12 protein-coding genes and 1 pseudogene are annotated in these 14329 nt (G+C 59.0%); 3 read left to right on the top strand and 10 right to left on the bottom strand.

Features of this window, described 5'->3' with window-relative positions; translation table 11 throughout:
- Nucleotides 1-397: 397 nt before the first annotated feature.
- Complete coding sequence (locus RO009_04005) at nucleotides 398-1108, bottom strand: hypothetical protein (GenBank protein ID MDT3684191.1); 711 nt, start codon at nucleotides 1106-1108, stop codon at nucleotides 398-400.
- A 245-nt stretch (nucleotides 1109-1353) separates the two neighbouring features.
- On the opposite strand from RO009_04005, the gene RO009_04000 reads away from it, so the two are divergent.
- Nucleotides 1354-1521 (top strand): hypothetical protein, encoded by a 168-nt coding sequence (locus tag RO009_04000; protein ID MDT3684190.1) that lies wholly within the window; start codon nucleotides 1354-1356, stop codon nucleotides 1519-1521.
- 84 nt (nucleotides 1522-1605) lie between these two features.
- On the opposite strand, the gene RO009_03995 is transcribed toward RO009_04000, so the two are convergent.
- From RO009_03995 to RO009_03975, 5 genes and pseudogenes are all read right to left on the bottom strand, one after another.
- Nucleotides 1606-2436 (bottom strand): ATP-binding protein, encoded by an 831-nt coding sequence (locus tag RO009_03995; protein MDT3684189.1) that lies wholly within the window; start codon nucleotides 2434-2436, stop codon nucleotides 1606-1608.
- Between the two features lie 562 nt (nucleotides 2437-2998).
- Nucleotides 2999-3229 (bottom strand): annotated as a pseudogene (locus tag RO009_03990) (hexameric tyrosine-coordinated heme protein).
- 265 nt (nucleotides 3230-3494) lie between these two features.
- On the bottom strand, nucleotides 3495-4079 hold the full coding sequence (locus tag RO009_03985) for a cytochrome c (GenBank protein ID MDT3684188.1): 585 nt from the start codon (nucleotides 4077-4079) through the stop codon (nucleotides 3495-3497).
- Complete coding sequence (gene soxC, locus RO009_03980) at nucleotides 4066-5352, bottom strand: sulfite dehydrogenase (protein ID MDT3684187.1); 1287 nt, start codon at nucleotides 5350-5352, stop codon at nucleotides 4066-4068. Before soxC ends, RO009_03985 begins: the two co-directional genes overlap by 14 nt.
- 493 nt (nucleotides 5353-5845) lie before the next feature.
- Complete coding sequence (locus RO009_03975; GenBank protein MDT3684186.1) at nucleotides 5846-6694, bottom strand: LysR family transcriptional regulator; 849 nt, start codon at nucleotides 6692-6694, stop codon at nucleotides 5846-5848.
- A gap of 126 nt (nucleotides 6695-6820) precedes the next feature.
- Between RO009_03975 and RO009_03970 the strand changes: the two genes are divergently transcribed.
- Entirely contained in the window at nucleotides 6821-8353 is a 1533-nt protein-coding gene (locus tag RO009_03970; protein MDT3684185.1) for an FAD-dependent oxidoreductase, read from the top strand.
- A 462-nt stretch (nucleotides 8354-8815) separates the two neighbouring features.
- Here the strand turns inward: RO009_03970 and RO009_03965 are convergent, their stop codons facing one another.
- From RO009_03965 to RO009_03950, 4 genes are all read right to left on the bottom strand, one after another.
- Entirely contained in the window at nucleotides 8816-12070 is a 3255-nt protein-coding gene (locus RO009_03965) for an efflux RND transporter permease subunit (GenBank protein MDT3684184.1), read from the bottom strand.
- Nucleotides 12067-13089, bottom strand: coding sequence for an efflux RND transporter periplasmic adaptor subunit (locus tag RO009_03960; GenBank protein ID MDT3684183.1), 1023 nt, complete (start codon nucleotides 13087-13089; stop codon nucleotides 12067-12069). Before RO009_03960 ends, RO009_03965 begins: the two co-directional genes overlap by 4 nt.
- 64 nt (nucleotides 13090-13153) lie before the next feature.
- Entirely contained in the window at nucleotides 13154-13357 is a 204-nt protein-coding gene (locus RO009_03955; protein ID MDT3684182.1) for a DUF2892 domain-containing protein, read from the bottom strand.
- 4 nt (nucleotides 13358-13361) lie between these two features.
- On the bottom strand, nucleotides 13362-13736 hold the full coding sequence (locus RO009_03950; GenBank protein MDT3684181.1) for a metalloregulator ArsR/SmtB family transcription factor: 375 nt from the start codon (nucleotides 13734-13736) through the stop codon (nucleotides 13362-13364).
- A 78-nt stretch (nucleotides 13737-13814) separates the two neighbouring features.
- Here RO009_03950 and trxC point away from each other — a divergent pair, with 78 nt between their 5' ends.
- Nucleotides 13815-14270 (top strand): thioredoxin TrxC, encoded by a 456-nt coding sequence (trxC, locus tag RO009_03945; protein ID MDT3684180.1) that lies wholly within the window; start codon nucleotides 13815-13817, stop codon nucleotides 14268-14270.
- Nucleotides 14271-14329 lie beyond the last annotated feature (59 nt).

Here is a 14329-nt window from a genome sequence, read left to right as displayed (position 1 = left end):
CATATGCTGCCAAATGCAGCACGCGGCGACTTTGCGCACTTGGCCGCGGCACAGTTCAGCCGTGGACGATGATGCCGATGACCACTGCTGCATCATGTATCACCCACCCGACGCATGCCGGGTAGATTGTCTTGTCTCGCTTCTGTATTCCGTAAACAAACCGCAGGCACGCTGCGAAAGACAGGAACGCCCACGATACCAGAGAAGCTCCGGCAGCGTTGCCGCCGACCTAATTCTTCAGCACCCGCGGCACCGTCATAAGGATTGTCAGGACAGAGAGAAGTCTCAGAGCCCTTTCCAGCCCGCTGGCCGGTGCCGATTGCGGTGGCTGATTAACCGGCACAACCTTCAGGAGAGCGAATTGTCATCATTCTCCCCGCGAATGTGGACGGCGTCTTTAGGCAAACTGTTTGGCAAATTGCTTCGCCAGGGCGTCGGCTGTCGCATCCGCGATTTGGTAAACGTGGTTTTTCATATCTTCCCAAGTCTGGGCCTCGGCTTCATATCGGCGCTCCTTCAGTTGCTGGATCTGCTGGATGTGATGACCGCCATGAGCCAGTAGTAGGCCTTGGACGGCATCTTTCGGCAGATGCGGATTTGCCTTGCTCAGAAACGTCGCAATCGCGTCGGCATTCTTCGTAAGGGCCTCCGTTGCCGTTGATTGGCCGGAGCCGTCCCCCGCCACAGTCGCCACGAGATAAGCCTTGACCGCCCCGTAATGGCCCGCGAGAAGCTTGAAGAAGCTGTCTTTGGCTGCTGAACCGTAAAACGGTTGGATCGTTTCGGAGATCGACCGCGCATTAGCGACGGCTTGCTGCTCGGCGGCCTTCATCGCCAACTCGTTCTTATCGATAACGGCTGCCGACACGGCCCTGACCCAAAATATATGACCGATCCATACATCCCGTAAGGCAGCGGCAGTTTGAGACGTCTTATAGGTGCGTGCAGCTTCTCTTGTGCCAGTCCGATTTGCTGTCACGGTGGCGTATGAGTGATGCGTGTCGGCGAGAGCGATCCCCGCCATTGGGAAAAGCGCCACAGCGGCCCCACCGACGGTCAAAAACGTTCGACGATCCTTGAGCACTTCCTGTGATGTAGTATGTGACATTGATGCCTCCTGGATGAAAGCTAACGGTCACATCAAGTGGCCGCTTCCTGCATCTCATATTTCATCTGCAATGACTCGCGGCAAACGAATTCAATTGTCATTTCAGTTCATGGATATTGCTGCTTCCTCGTTCAAACGGATAGCGTCCGGCGCAGCAGAGAATTTCGCGGCCGGCAAGAGGATTGATCCTTGAAAGCCTCTGCATAGCTGAGAAGGGCGCACACGTCGCGAGCCGGGAGAAAATCATGCAGAAAGACGTCAATCAGACAACAATCGACGAGAAGATGGCGAAGAAAAAGCTCGACATGGAGCTGGACCGAGAACTGGAGGCCACATTTCCGGCGAGCGACGCGCTCAAGATCACCCGCGCCGACATCCGGACGCGATTTTCAAAACGGAACTGCAGGATGTGAAACACTCACTGACTCGTTTCTTAACAAGAGCGGACCATTGTCTGCATAAGTAACCGATAGTTTACCAGCGGTGCCGGCAAAGTCTTAATGACCGAGTGGCTTGTCATCTTCGATGGCTGGAAAGAAAAGATCGACCTCGGTGCCGCGACCAAACTCGCTGCTGATGCTAACATGGCCGCCTATGCGTCGCATGAAGGCGCCGACCTGTGGGACGCCAAGGCCCGTCCCTTTCTCGCCCTTCGTGGTAAAGAACGGATCGAATACCCGTTGGACCACGTGATCAGGCATTCCCGAACCATTATCTTGCACTCTAACCCGTACGTACACGCCGTCGAATCCTGGTTGCGAAGTCTCGGAGGTCGTCTGGAGGAGAGCCGTACAGATCCGTACGTCGCCGCCACCGCTGGGCATGGCGTCACGCGCATTGACGACAAGATTCAGGATCGCTGCGGCGAATTGAGAGCGCTCCACAAGGCACTTTGGAAGTGTTGGCCAGTAATCATAAACAATTCGAACAGACGGCCCGGCGCCGTATTTCAAAAACACCTCAAGATTCTTGAGGAGGGTATTTACATCTGCAGCGTATGTTCTGATCTCGCCTTGTTGTGCGAAGTCGAGAAGCTGAGAGGTTAGTCTTACTCCGCGAACGATTCCTTCATGTGCGCCGGAAATGAAGGTGCGAACCTTGTCCGGATCGCTGAGGTTTGATTCAGCGAGTCTCAAGCTGGAATCGATGAGCGAAAGTATGTTCCTGAAGTCATGAGCAATACCGCCAGTCATCTCTCCAAGTATCGAGAGCCGCTGCGTGGCTCGCGTCAGTAGCGGCGCTGGCGAGGGGCTGCTATCAATCAGCAACGGCGCGCCGACATCATTGCTTACTTCATTCAGTTGTCTGGTATTTTCTACGAGCAGCATGGTGTTCACTCGTGTCTTTATGTAATTCCAGCATGGACTTTTCGTTAGGTCATAGGGGCGCAGCGTGCAGACTTGCTTGAGCGCATGCAAACGAATTTAATTGGTGTTCTACAGCAAGGTTTTTGCTGAGTTTCGACGTCGGGAAAGCGGATATAGCTTTGTGCCACCCGGTCCTCCAATCGCGCTCGCGGTCGGATGTATCCGATCCGCTGCCGTGGCCGCAAAATGCAAAAAGATCATTTTCCCCGGACGATCAATACTTAGCAATGATGCCTCTGTTGCACCGCGAATTCGCGAGCTTACGTTTGAGTGCGTGTGTCCCCTCAAGCCGCTCGGTCACATCGTACATGGCGGTCAATGGCCCTGCGGTAGCGGTCCTAGTGGCGCTGTCGCAACGCATCGGAGTGGTAATGTCCAATGATCGGTCAATCACCTCCGTCCTGACAAAGCCAATAATCCGCTCCACACCGGGGACACGGACATGATCGATCCCTCCGTATCTGCTGCGATAAATCAGGTCGGATTCCGCCCAAAGAATCGCGTCTTCATCCGCCGGTTGTCGTCAGTCGCGACAATAATTGTTGACGGCGGCGACGGTCTGGAAATGGATAGCAATCACCTGCGAGGAGGCAATCAGCTGGGCGGCGTCGTGATCATAGGCGGCGCGCAGTTTGTCACGTACCTCGGCTCATGGCTGAGCCACCTTGACGCCGACCCGCGCCAGCTTGGTGGCAAGATCAAACCGCTCCTGGGGAGTCGCCGTTTTGAGTGAGGGAATCCAAGTGTCAGCCATGATGTTCCCTTCCAACGAAGTAGCTATGCAAAACGAACATACTGTACCTGACCCGGCGGCGAGAGCACTGCACCAGGACGGCTTGGAAGCGTCGCGCGCGGGGTTCGCCTACAATTCCTCTGCACGAGCAAACTGCTTCATAAGTTGGATCCATCTCACAAATCTGCTTTTCCCACGTCCCTCACTTAATAGTTTTTGCTGCCGCTGATGCCTGCGCACTCTCGCGGCAAACGCGTAGAATGAAACGGATCTAGAAATCGGGACACTAGCGATAGAGTGGTAACTCTGGTCGCGCGTCGGGGATGAAACCGTCCCTGTTCGGCATCACTATCTTCGGCAGCGTCTTGTCGTCCATCGTCTCGGTTGGCTTGATGATCTTCGCCTCCGAAAGGATATAAGCGATTACCGCATAGACGTCGGAATCGCTGAGCGAGCCCGGCGCGGAGAACGGCATCGCCCGCTTGACGTAGTCGAATAACGTCGTCGTATAGGGCCAGTAGCTCTCGACCGTCTTTACTGGCGTCTTACTCGCTAGCGAGCCGCGGCCGCCGATCAAGCGATCGCCGCCGATGCCTGGATCGGGAATCCCCTGCAGCTTGTCGCCGTGGCAGGCGAGACAATTCTTAGCATAGATCTTGGCGCCGGCTTGCGCCGTGCCGCTGCCGGGCGGCAGACCACGCCCGTCTGGATGTATAGACAGATATTTTGCCAGTTCATCGGCGCCGACCGGCACACCGAAGCCGAAATGCCCGGCCGGCGTCTGCGCTATGGCCGGACTAATGGGCGGAACCGCAGCGGCGGCGAAGAACAGCACCGCGGCAGCTGTTTTCAAGATATCAGGCGTGGACATTGGTTACCTCCCCGGTCGCACTGACGGCCCAGCTCTGGATGGCATTGAGGTGATAGATCGAACCAAACGGACCGTTGTTGCCGCGGATCGCTACGAGTTGCTTCAGCGTCGGCTGCAAATAGCCGGTCTCGTCAGTGCAGCGGCTTTGCAGCACCGCCGGCTTACCGTCCCAGATCCATGGAAAGCTGAAGCGCACCGTGCAGATCGGCTCTGGTACATTGTCGAGATGCGCCGGATACCAGGTCTCGCCGGCGTCGGTGGATACCTCGACCGACTGGATGCGGCCGCGGCCGCTCCAGGCGAGGCCCTGGATGTTGTAGAAGCCGGCCCCCGGCAGCTTCATATCCCCCGAGGGAAAAGTAATGACCGACTTGGCGTCCATCTCCAGGCTGAATTGCCGGGCTTTACCGCTGCCGAGCAGGTCGGTGTATTTCGACGTCTCCTCACGCGTCATGAACGGCTTATCGCTGACATCGAGGCGGCGCAGCCACTTGATCTGGGTGTTGCCCTCATAGCCCGGCAGGACGAGCCGCAGCGGATAGCCCTGTTCGGGGCGCAGCGCCTCGCCGTTCTGCCCGTAGACGATCATCGCATCCGTGAGCATCTTCTCCATCGGGATGCTTCGCGTCATCACCGCCGCGTCGGCGCCCTCCGCCAGCACCCACAGGGCGCCCTCCCGCAAGCCGACTTCGCGCGCAAACGTGGCGAAGGGCACGCCGGTCCATTCCGAAGTGCTGAGCAGGCCATGCGTACCCTGCACCGTCTTCAGCGTCGGCTTGTTCCATTCGGTCAGTCCGTTGCCGGAACACTCGATGAAGCATTTGCGGGTAACCGATGGAAAGCGCTTAATGTCGGCTACCGAGAATTTCTTCGGCGTATCGACCATGCCATGCACGATTAGGCTGTGCCGCTGCGGGTCAATGGTTGGGATGCCGCCGTGATGACGCTCAAAATGCAGACCCGACGCTGTCAGGTTGCCAAGCATCTTGTCGAGCGGCGTCATACTCCACGAAGTATTCTCGTTCGGCGTCGGATAGCGCCAACGCACTTCAGTCTCAAACTGCGAGCGCGACCCGTAACCACCATCGGCACCAACTGGACGACCCTGCTCCTTGGTCGGATCCTCCGGCACATCGAAATGGAACGCGCCGGGCGGCGCTTTCGGTGTGCCGGACGATTGCGCCAGGGTCGGGGTCGCAGCGATGCTCGCAAGCGAAGAACCGGCCGCAACAAGGAATGTGCGCCGATCGGGTATGCCCGAACGCGGAAACATACCGTCCTTGCAGTCGCACGCCTGGGCTTGGGCTTCCGCCCTACGCTGAGCGATATGGCGCGCTTCTGCGGCTTTCATCGCCTCGACTATGCGCCTGGCCTTCTCATTGTAAACAACCGAGTGTGTCATCTTCATAATTCCTTCCCGGACAGAACGAACCTTGCCAGTTTCACAGCAGTGCGGCGTCAGAATTTTGAAGGCTCATCGTCGGAATTCCGTTCTAAGAAAATGAGGAAAAAGCCGGAGCGACCCCTGTGATGCAGTATGTGACACGATGCCTACGGACGCGCGATCTGGTCATCGCTCGATCCCCAGTGAAGCCGTGCGGCCTTGTGTTGCGATACGATGCATCATTGCCGCAGTCGATCCGGCGCCATTCTATCCGCTCAATGGCTGCGCCAGACAAACGAAAAGTATTGGCGCTTCAGTGCAAGATCGTTGCAGTCGAAGGAGAAGTGCTCGTCCGTGCAGGGACTGGCCGCAGGGCGTGCCGTTATTTCACTTCGATGGTCGTCACTGCACGGAGGATAGCGAGTGCCGAACCCAACGTGGTTGGGTCGATATTTGCCGGGTGCGCAACATAGACCGGAAACGAGAAATGAGGGGCGCCCGGGACCAGATGAAGTTCTCCGGATTCCAGATACGGCTGAACCGAATGCATTCTGAAGTAACCGGAGCCGCCTTCCAAAAGCACGTAATTAAGAGCGAGAGGGCCGAGATTGGCGACCAGCGCCGGTGTCGAATCGGGAAAGCTTGCCTCATGGTGAAGGGTGAAATCCGGGCCCCATTCTACGTGAACGTATCGAGGACTATTTGCGCGATAGTTCGATAAGTCCGTTGTTACGAGTACGAGCTCTTCCTCCATCAACAAGTCGATTTCCAAGCCTGGCCGATGCTGGGGCGCGTACATGATCGCGATGTCAATGAGACCGGCCGCTACATGTGTGATCAGATCCTGGGGGACGTCGACGTGAACGCGAAGCGCGATGTCTGGATGTGATCGCCGCATCATCCTGATCCACTCGAGCAGGAGCGGCTGCCACAGACTGACCTCGCTGCCCACGGTCAACACCGCACGGTGACCTTCGGGTACCGCCACCTGCTGCCTTGCTCGCTGCCACAACTGAACGAAACTCGGCGCGAAACGTAAGAACTGCTCGCCCGCTGGGGTGAGGGTCGCGCCGCCTTTGTTGCGGACAAACAGAGGCCGTCCCAGTTGCTGTTCAAGCAAGCGCACGCGCGCGCTGACCGTCGTTTGAGCGACGTGCAGGCGATCTGCAGCTTTGATGAAGCTTCCGGTGGAAACAATCTCCACGAAAGTCTTGGCAAGTTCGATGTCCATAGCTCATCTAGCATAATCAATGCAGAGAAGCGTCAATTATATTCGTTTGTCTCGTCCATAAGCCAGTGGGATGTTATCGGCGTACCGCGGCTGACCTCGGGTCGCCCTGACGTTGAAGGAAACTGGATGTCTGATCGTCCTGAGCCCAGTGGGCCTGATCTCACGCTCGGCATTGCGCAAGACAAGCTAGCCGACGGCGCCACGTTACTCGGCCATGTCGGTGAGGACGACGTGATACTGGCGCGGATTGGCAACGAATTTTTTGCGGTTGGCGCCCATTGCACGCACTACCACGGCCCACTTGCCGAAGGATTAGTGGCCGAAGGCACGATTCGATGCCCCTGGCATCATGCATGTTTTGACCTGCGGACCGGTGAGGCCGTTCGCGCGCCGGCCTTTGACTCCTTGTCGTGTTGGGCCGTGGAGCTGCGGGGCGACCGCGTCTTTGTCGCAGGCAAAAAAGAGCAGCCTAGGCGTTCGCGTACCGGTCGGACTTTCAATGATACACCGGAAAAAATTGTAATTGTGGGCGGTGGTGCTGCTGGCTTTGCGGCCGCTGAGATGCTGCGGCGAGAAGGGTTCGCAGGCAGCGTCGCCATGCTGAGTAACGATACTGGGGCTCCCGTCGACCGGCCGAACTTGTCGAAAGATTATCTTGCGGGCAGCGCCCCAGAGGATTGGCTGCCCCTTCGGCCGGAATCGTTTTATTCGGAAAATGCCATCGATCTTCGGCTTACAACAGAGGTCGTCGGCGTTGATCCAGCCTCACGAGTAGTTAAACTCTCGGATGGAAACACCATTGGGTATGACCGACTGCTTCTGGCGACGGGCGCTGAGCCGGTTCGCCTCTGGATCCCTGGAAGCGACCAAGCGCACGTGCATTCGCTTCGCTCGCTTGATGATTGCCGCGCGATCATTGCGCACGCACAAACTGCGCGCCGCGCCATCATCCTTGGTGCAAGCTTCATCGGCCTTGAAGTCGCGGCAGCCTTGCGCAGTCGCAACCTCGAAGTTCATGTTATCGCGCCGGAAAGGCGGCCACTGGAGCGTATTCTAGGCCCAGATATTGGCCAATTCATACAAACGCTGCATGAAGAGCATGGCGTTATTTTTCATCTCAATGAGACCGCCGTATCTATTTCCGGACACCAAATAACTCTGAAGGGCGGCGGTATCCTGGAAGGAGACTTCGTAGTCGCCGGCATCGGTGTTCGACCCCGAATTGAGCTTGCCGCAAGAGCGGGGTTGGCTGTCGATCGCGGAATCGTTGTGAGCTCATATCTTGAAACGAGTGCGAAGGGCATATTTGCCGCCGGCGATATTGCACGCTGGCCCGACGCTCACTCTGGCGGCAACATTCGCGTTGAGCACTGGATTGTTGCGGAGCGACAGGGACAAACCGCCGCGCTGAATATGATGGGGCAGCGAGAGAAATTTACTGCCGTCCCGTTTTTTTGGAGCCAGCATTACGACGTGCCGATCAATTATGTCGGCCATGCCGAGACATGGGATGAAATCGCAATCGATGGCGACATAGCAAGCAAGAATTGTCTGCTTCGCTTCAAACGCAACGGCCGCACGCTGGCTGTCGCATCGATCTCCCGTGACGTAGAAAATCTGCAAGCAGAAATGATGATGGAACAGGATGCGGCGCATTGAGGCCGCCGCGCCTCGTGGCTGGTCGGCTGCCACCGCCCGTGCCGGATGACGGCACGCCGTTAAAGAGTCTGTGTTATTCTTCCTAGAAGCGTTCGACTTCGGCGGGCCTTATCAGCGTAAAATGCGCGACAATGATGTCGCCCTGGCGGCATCAGAGACTCAATAACGCCCGAAGGTCTCACGATCCTTTCCTAGCTCGCCGATGACCTGATGATGTGGTTTGGCGGAGACAGGCGCGTGGCCGAAATGATCGCGCGTCAGGTTAGCGCGCTTTTGGAAACAGCAATTTTCTTGCACTCAATCCACAAATAGATCCGTTTGCTGGCAGCATTGTTAGGGCGCATCTGAAGAATGTCATACGCAGCGTGTGGGCTCCGAGAACGAAACGCCAACGGCGACCCCGACGAAATGGATGGCCTTGCGGAGCGTCTGGACTGTGTGGATCTGCATTGCTTCTTGATGTCACGGCGCCTGGGTCTGGGCACGACCTTTTTGCGCGTTCGGATGCGTCAGTTCAGCTCCGTATTTTGCCCTCACCACGACATAGATCGCCGGGATGACGAGCACGGTGAGTGCCGTCGAGGAGGCGAGGCCGAACAGGAGCGAGATCGCAAGCCCTTGGAAAATGGGATCTGTCAGGATGACCGCCGCTCCGATCATAGCGGCGAGTGCGGTGAGCAGGATCGGCTTGAAGCGGATGGCGCCGGCCTCCAGCAGCACCTCGATCAGTGGGCGCTCGGCCGTACGCGCGTGGCGGATGAAGTCCACAAGCAGGATCGAGTTTCGGACGATAATGCCGGCGAGCGCGATGAAGCCGATCATGGAGGTTGCCGTGAACGGCGCACGGAATAGCCAGTGGCCAAGCATGATGCCGATGAACGTGAGCGGAATCGGCGTGAGGATTACGAGCGGCAGCTTGAATGAGCCGAACTGCGCGACGACGAGAATGTAGATCCCGAGGATCGCGACCGCGAAGGCGGCGCCCATATCGCGGAAGGTGACCCAGGTCACTTCCCATTCGCCATCCCAGAGGAGGATCGGGCGGGACTCGTCGCTGGGCTGGCCATGGAGTGTGAGCGCGGGCTTCGGCAGTTCGCCCCAGTCCGCCTTTGCGATGGCGTCGGCGACTGCGATCATGCCATACACGGGCGCTTCGAACGTGCCGGCAAGCTCGGCCATGACCATCTCGGCAGCGCGGCCATTATGCCGGAAGATCGGATAGGAAGCGCGCTCCCGCGTCACGGAGACGACATCGCCAAGCTCGACGATGGAGCGATCGCCGGGCAGCGCATTGGCTGGCACTGGTGTCGCCAGCGTGCGCTCATTGACGACTCGCTCGCTCTTGGACAAAGCGATGCGGATCGGAATCGGCTGGCGGCCGCCACCCCGATGTGAATAGCCGACGGTGGTGCCGCTGCCGAAGGTACGAACCGTGTCGTACACATCACCCTGTTCGACCCGATAATATTCAAGGTTGTCCTGATCGATGGCGAGGCGCACGCGGTCCGGCCGATTGTGGAAGCTGTCGTTCGTATCGACGATGAAGGGCACGCTTTCGAAGGCTTCGCGCACCTTTGTCGCAACGGCTCGCCGCGTCTCCGGATCGGGTCCGTAAATTTCGGCGAGCAGCGTGCCAAGCACCGGTGGGCCGGGCGGCGGCTCTACAACTTTCACAATGGTGCGGTTGGGAAGGGTCAGGTCCTTGAGGCGCGTGCGAAGCTCAAGGGCGATCTCATGGCTTGCACGCGCGCGTTCGTCCTTGGGGGAAAGAGTCACGGCGATGTCGCCCTGATGCGGCTGCGCACGTAGATAATAATGGCGCACCAGACCGTTGAAGTTGAACGGTGCCGCGGTGCCGGCATAGGTCTGGAAGGAAACAGTCTCCTTGACCGGTGCGAGCCGTTCGACCATCGCCTGCAGCAACCGTTCGGTATCCTCGACCGACGATCCCGTCGGCAGATCAACCATCACCTGCAGGTCGGTCTTGTTGTCGAACGGCAGCAACTTGACGGTAACGTGCTGCGTATAGAGCAGCCCGAGTGAGGCAAGTGTGACGAGGCCGACCGCGCCGAGGAAAATCCACGAGCGTATTCTTGTCCGCAAGATCGGTTGAGCTACGGCGATATAGGCGCGGCCGAGCCAGCCGCTCCCCTGTGCGGCGCCGTGAGCGGACGCTTCTGTATGCGCCTTACCCCCGAGCTTCATCATCAGCCAGGGGGTCAGCATCACGGCAACGAAGAAGGAGAACAGCATCGCCGCCGAGGCATTGGCGGGAATCGGGCTCATATAGGGGCCCATCATGCCGGAGACGAACAGCATCGGCAGCAATGCGGCGACCACCGTGAGGGTCGCGACAATGGTCGGATTGCCCACTTCCGCCACCGCCTCGATTGCGGCCTGCACGCGTGGCCGACCGTCTTTCATCGCCCAGTGGCGGGCGATATTCTCGATGACGACGATAGCATCGTCGACCAGGATGCCGATCGAGAAGATCAGCGCAAACAGGCTGACGCGATTGAGCGTATAACCCATGATGTGGGCGGCGAAGAGGGTCAGCAGGATGGTGGTCGGGATGACCACCGCCACCACCAGCGCCTCGCGCCAGCCAATGGCAAACCCGACCAGGATCACGATCGAGATTGTCGCCAAGCCGAGATGGAAGAGGAGTTCATTCGCCTTCTCGTTTGCCGTCTCGCCATAGTTGCGAGTGACTGTCATCTCGACGTCGGCCGGAAATATCTGACCGCGCGCCTGTTCGAGGCGTTCGACAATATTGTGAGCGATGACGACGGCGTTGGTTCCCGGCCGCTTGGCAATGGCGAGCGATACAGCAGGCGTCCTCTCGAGACCGGCTGCGGTCTTGCGCACATTCGTGACGCGCGCCTCGTTGGGCTCGGTCGCCAGCACGATTGAAGCCACGTCGCGCACATAGACAGGACGGCCGTCGCGGGCCGTGAGAAGCAGGTTGCCGATCTCGGAGAGCGATTGCAGGGTTTGGCCGGCGACGAGAGTGCGCTGCTCACCGACTTCCCGCACCCGACCGGCCTGGAATGAGCGGTTAGCACCCGCGACCTTCGCGGCGAGCTGCTGCAGGGTGATGCCGTAGAGCGACAGCCGTTCCGGGTAGGGCTCGATGCGCATTTCCTCGGGTTGCTCGCCGACAATATAGGTGAGCCCGATGTCGGGCAGCTTGAGCACCTCGACTTGCAGTTCGCGGGCGAGGCGGGTCAGGCCGTTCGTGCTCCAGCGGTCAGCCGCATCCGGGGTCGGGGTCAGTGTGATGACGACAATGGCGACGTCGTCGATCCCGCGGCCTACGATCAGCGGCTCGGGGATGCCGACCGGAATGCGGTTCATGTTGGCGCGGATCTTCTCGTGCACGCGCAAAATGGCAGCATCGGCATTGGTGCCGACAAGAAAGCGGGCAGTGACAACGGTTCCGTCGTCCTCGGTCTGCGAATAGACGTGCTCGACGCCGTCGATGCTCTTGATGATCGTCTCCAGCGGCTCAGTGATGAGCTTGACCGCATCCTCGGCCTTGAGCCCGTTGGCCTCGACATGGATGTCAACCATGGGCACTGAGATCTGCGGCTCTTCCTCGCGCGGCAGCATGACGAGAGCGACAAGTCCGAGCGCGAAGGCGGCGAGCAGGAACAGAGGTGTCAGCGGTGAGGCGATGAAGGCGCGGGTGAGGCCGCCGGCAATCCCAAATTTCATGACTTGCGATCCGGCATGACCACGCGGTCGCCCTCGCGCAGTCCGGTCAGCACCTCGATACGTGGACCATCCGCGGTCTGGATTGCCTCGCCAAGGATCACGGCGACTTCGAGAGGACCGGTTTCGGCAGCGACCCGGATGTAATCGACGCCGTGACGCGTGGTCACGGCCTCTGGCGGGACGACGATCGCCGGACGCTCGGCAACCCGAATCCAAACCAGCGTTCGCTCATTGACGAAATAGCCTCCAAGGCCCTCTACCTCGACGTCGGCAATCACGCGGCCGCCCGCGATCTCCGGATAGACCTTGGCGACACGGCCGGGCCGTGCCTCCGCGATGCGGCCGCTCGTCGCTGGCGAAAGACCGCGCTGTCCGATCCGAACGATGGCATCCGGCCTGATCTCTGCGGCGTGCCGCTCGGGCAGCGAAAGGCGCAGATAATAGCGGCCGCTTGCGATGCGCGCGATTTCTTCGCCGGCGAGGACAACGGAACCGAGTGTCACCGGGACTGTGAGAATTCGGCCGTCCGCGGGAGCGAGCACGTCGCCCTCGCGCGCCCGCTGGCCGATCACAGCTTTCTCGGCCTGGGCGGCGGCGACCTGGCTGACGATGACGTCGAACTGCGTCCTCGCCTGATCGACGCGCGCCTGAGTCGCGGCGCCGCGGGCGAGGAGCTGTTGCGCCCGGTCAAGTTCAGTACGAGCGTTCTCAAGTTGTGAATTGAGCGCCTCGATCTTGGCGTCGGCGGCGTTAAGCTCCAGCGCGAGCTTGTCATCGACGACCACCGCAACGACCTGGCCTTCCTTAACCTGATCGCCTTCACCGACCCCGATGGCTCGGATCGACCCGCCGATCCGCGCCCGCGCAGGAACGATCCTTGTACTTTCGACCCGACCGAACACGGCCTTCATGTCCGGCACCATAATGCTTTTGACAACGAAATCGTTTGCCTCCGCCGGCATGCTGCCGACGAAGATGGATACGAGGACAGGAAAGATAAAATTGGTACGCGGCGGCATGATAATATTATCAGGAGAGAGATGTACTTGCGACGACGGACGCGCTCCTCTCTGATCTTCGTAGCTAGTTGAAGACTTTTCCGGCCTTGACGCCGAGTTTCTTGAACACCATGGCCGCGGGACAAAAACCCGTCACCGAAGCTTGTATGAGGTTCAGTCCGACGAAGGCCGTCAACAGGTACCAATAGGGCGACCCATAGAAGCCGAGCACCAAAGACAGAAGAATGATGAAGCCGGCGAACATCATAACGGCGTGATCGAGAGTCATTGTCCTACTCCTTTGAACGTGATCGGCGGGGCGTCGTGAAATGCGGTGCGGGTTGCCGCGACTTTGATCCAGCGCAATAGGCCGCGTAGAGAACCTGCATAACATCAAGCGCTGGTTTGCTAGCGATGCGATACCGGATGGTCTGGCCATCTCGGTGGCCGGAAATAATGCGGTCTCGTCGGAGCAGCGCCAGATGCTGAGAGGCGGTGGAGTCGCGAATTCCCAGAAAGTCGGCCAGCTGGCCGACCGATTTCTCACCGTCGATGAGCTGGCAAAGGATCAGAAGGCGGTGCCGATTGGACAGCGCTTTCAAGAGTGCTCCGGCCTCATCTGCGGCGACGCGCATGACTTTTGGGTCGATCTTCGCCGAAATATTCATAATTGCGAATATACGAGTTATTGAATATATGTCAAGCGAGCGGGAAGATCATTTGCCCGTCAAAGAGAGGGCCCGGACGTGTCCGATAGCCACCATGTCGTTTGCCCGCATTGTGCAGCCGTCAATCGAGTGCCGGCGCGCCGTGCCGCAACTGCAGCACAATGCGGGGCCTGCAAGCAGCCGCTGTTCGTCGCAGCACCCCTTGATGCCGATCGGGCTACGTTTGAGCGTCAGATTGAGCGCAGCTCTATCCCGGTTCTGGTTGATGTCTGGGCGCCATGGTGCGGGCCATGCCGGACGATGGCGCCAGCCTTTGCGCAGGCCGCCCATGTGCTCGAACCGGGCATGCGCCTCATCAAGCTGAATTCGCAGGACGAACCGGACGTTGCCGGCCGGCTCGGAATTCAGGGCATTCCGACCATGCTGCTGTTTGCGAACGGCCGCGAGGTCGCTCGCATCTCCGGCGCGATGAATGCGGCCGCCATTGTTTCCTGGGCGAAAAAACATGCCGGCACGCAGTCGGCACGTGGATGACAATCTCAATGATCGAAAGGCGAGGGGAGAGAAGCAATGCGACGATGTGATCCGGATCA

Source organism: Pseudorhodoplanes sp. (assembly GCA_032027085.1).
Classification (GTDB): Bacteria; Pseudomonadota; Alphaproteobacteria; order Rhizobiales; family Xanthobacteraceae; genus Pseudorhodoplanes.
The sequence above is the reverse complement of the archived record's forward strand: the minus strand, read 5'-3'. Positions and strand labels throughout refer to the sequence as shown.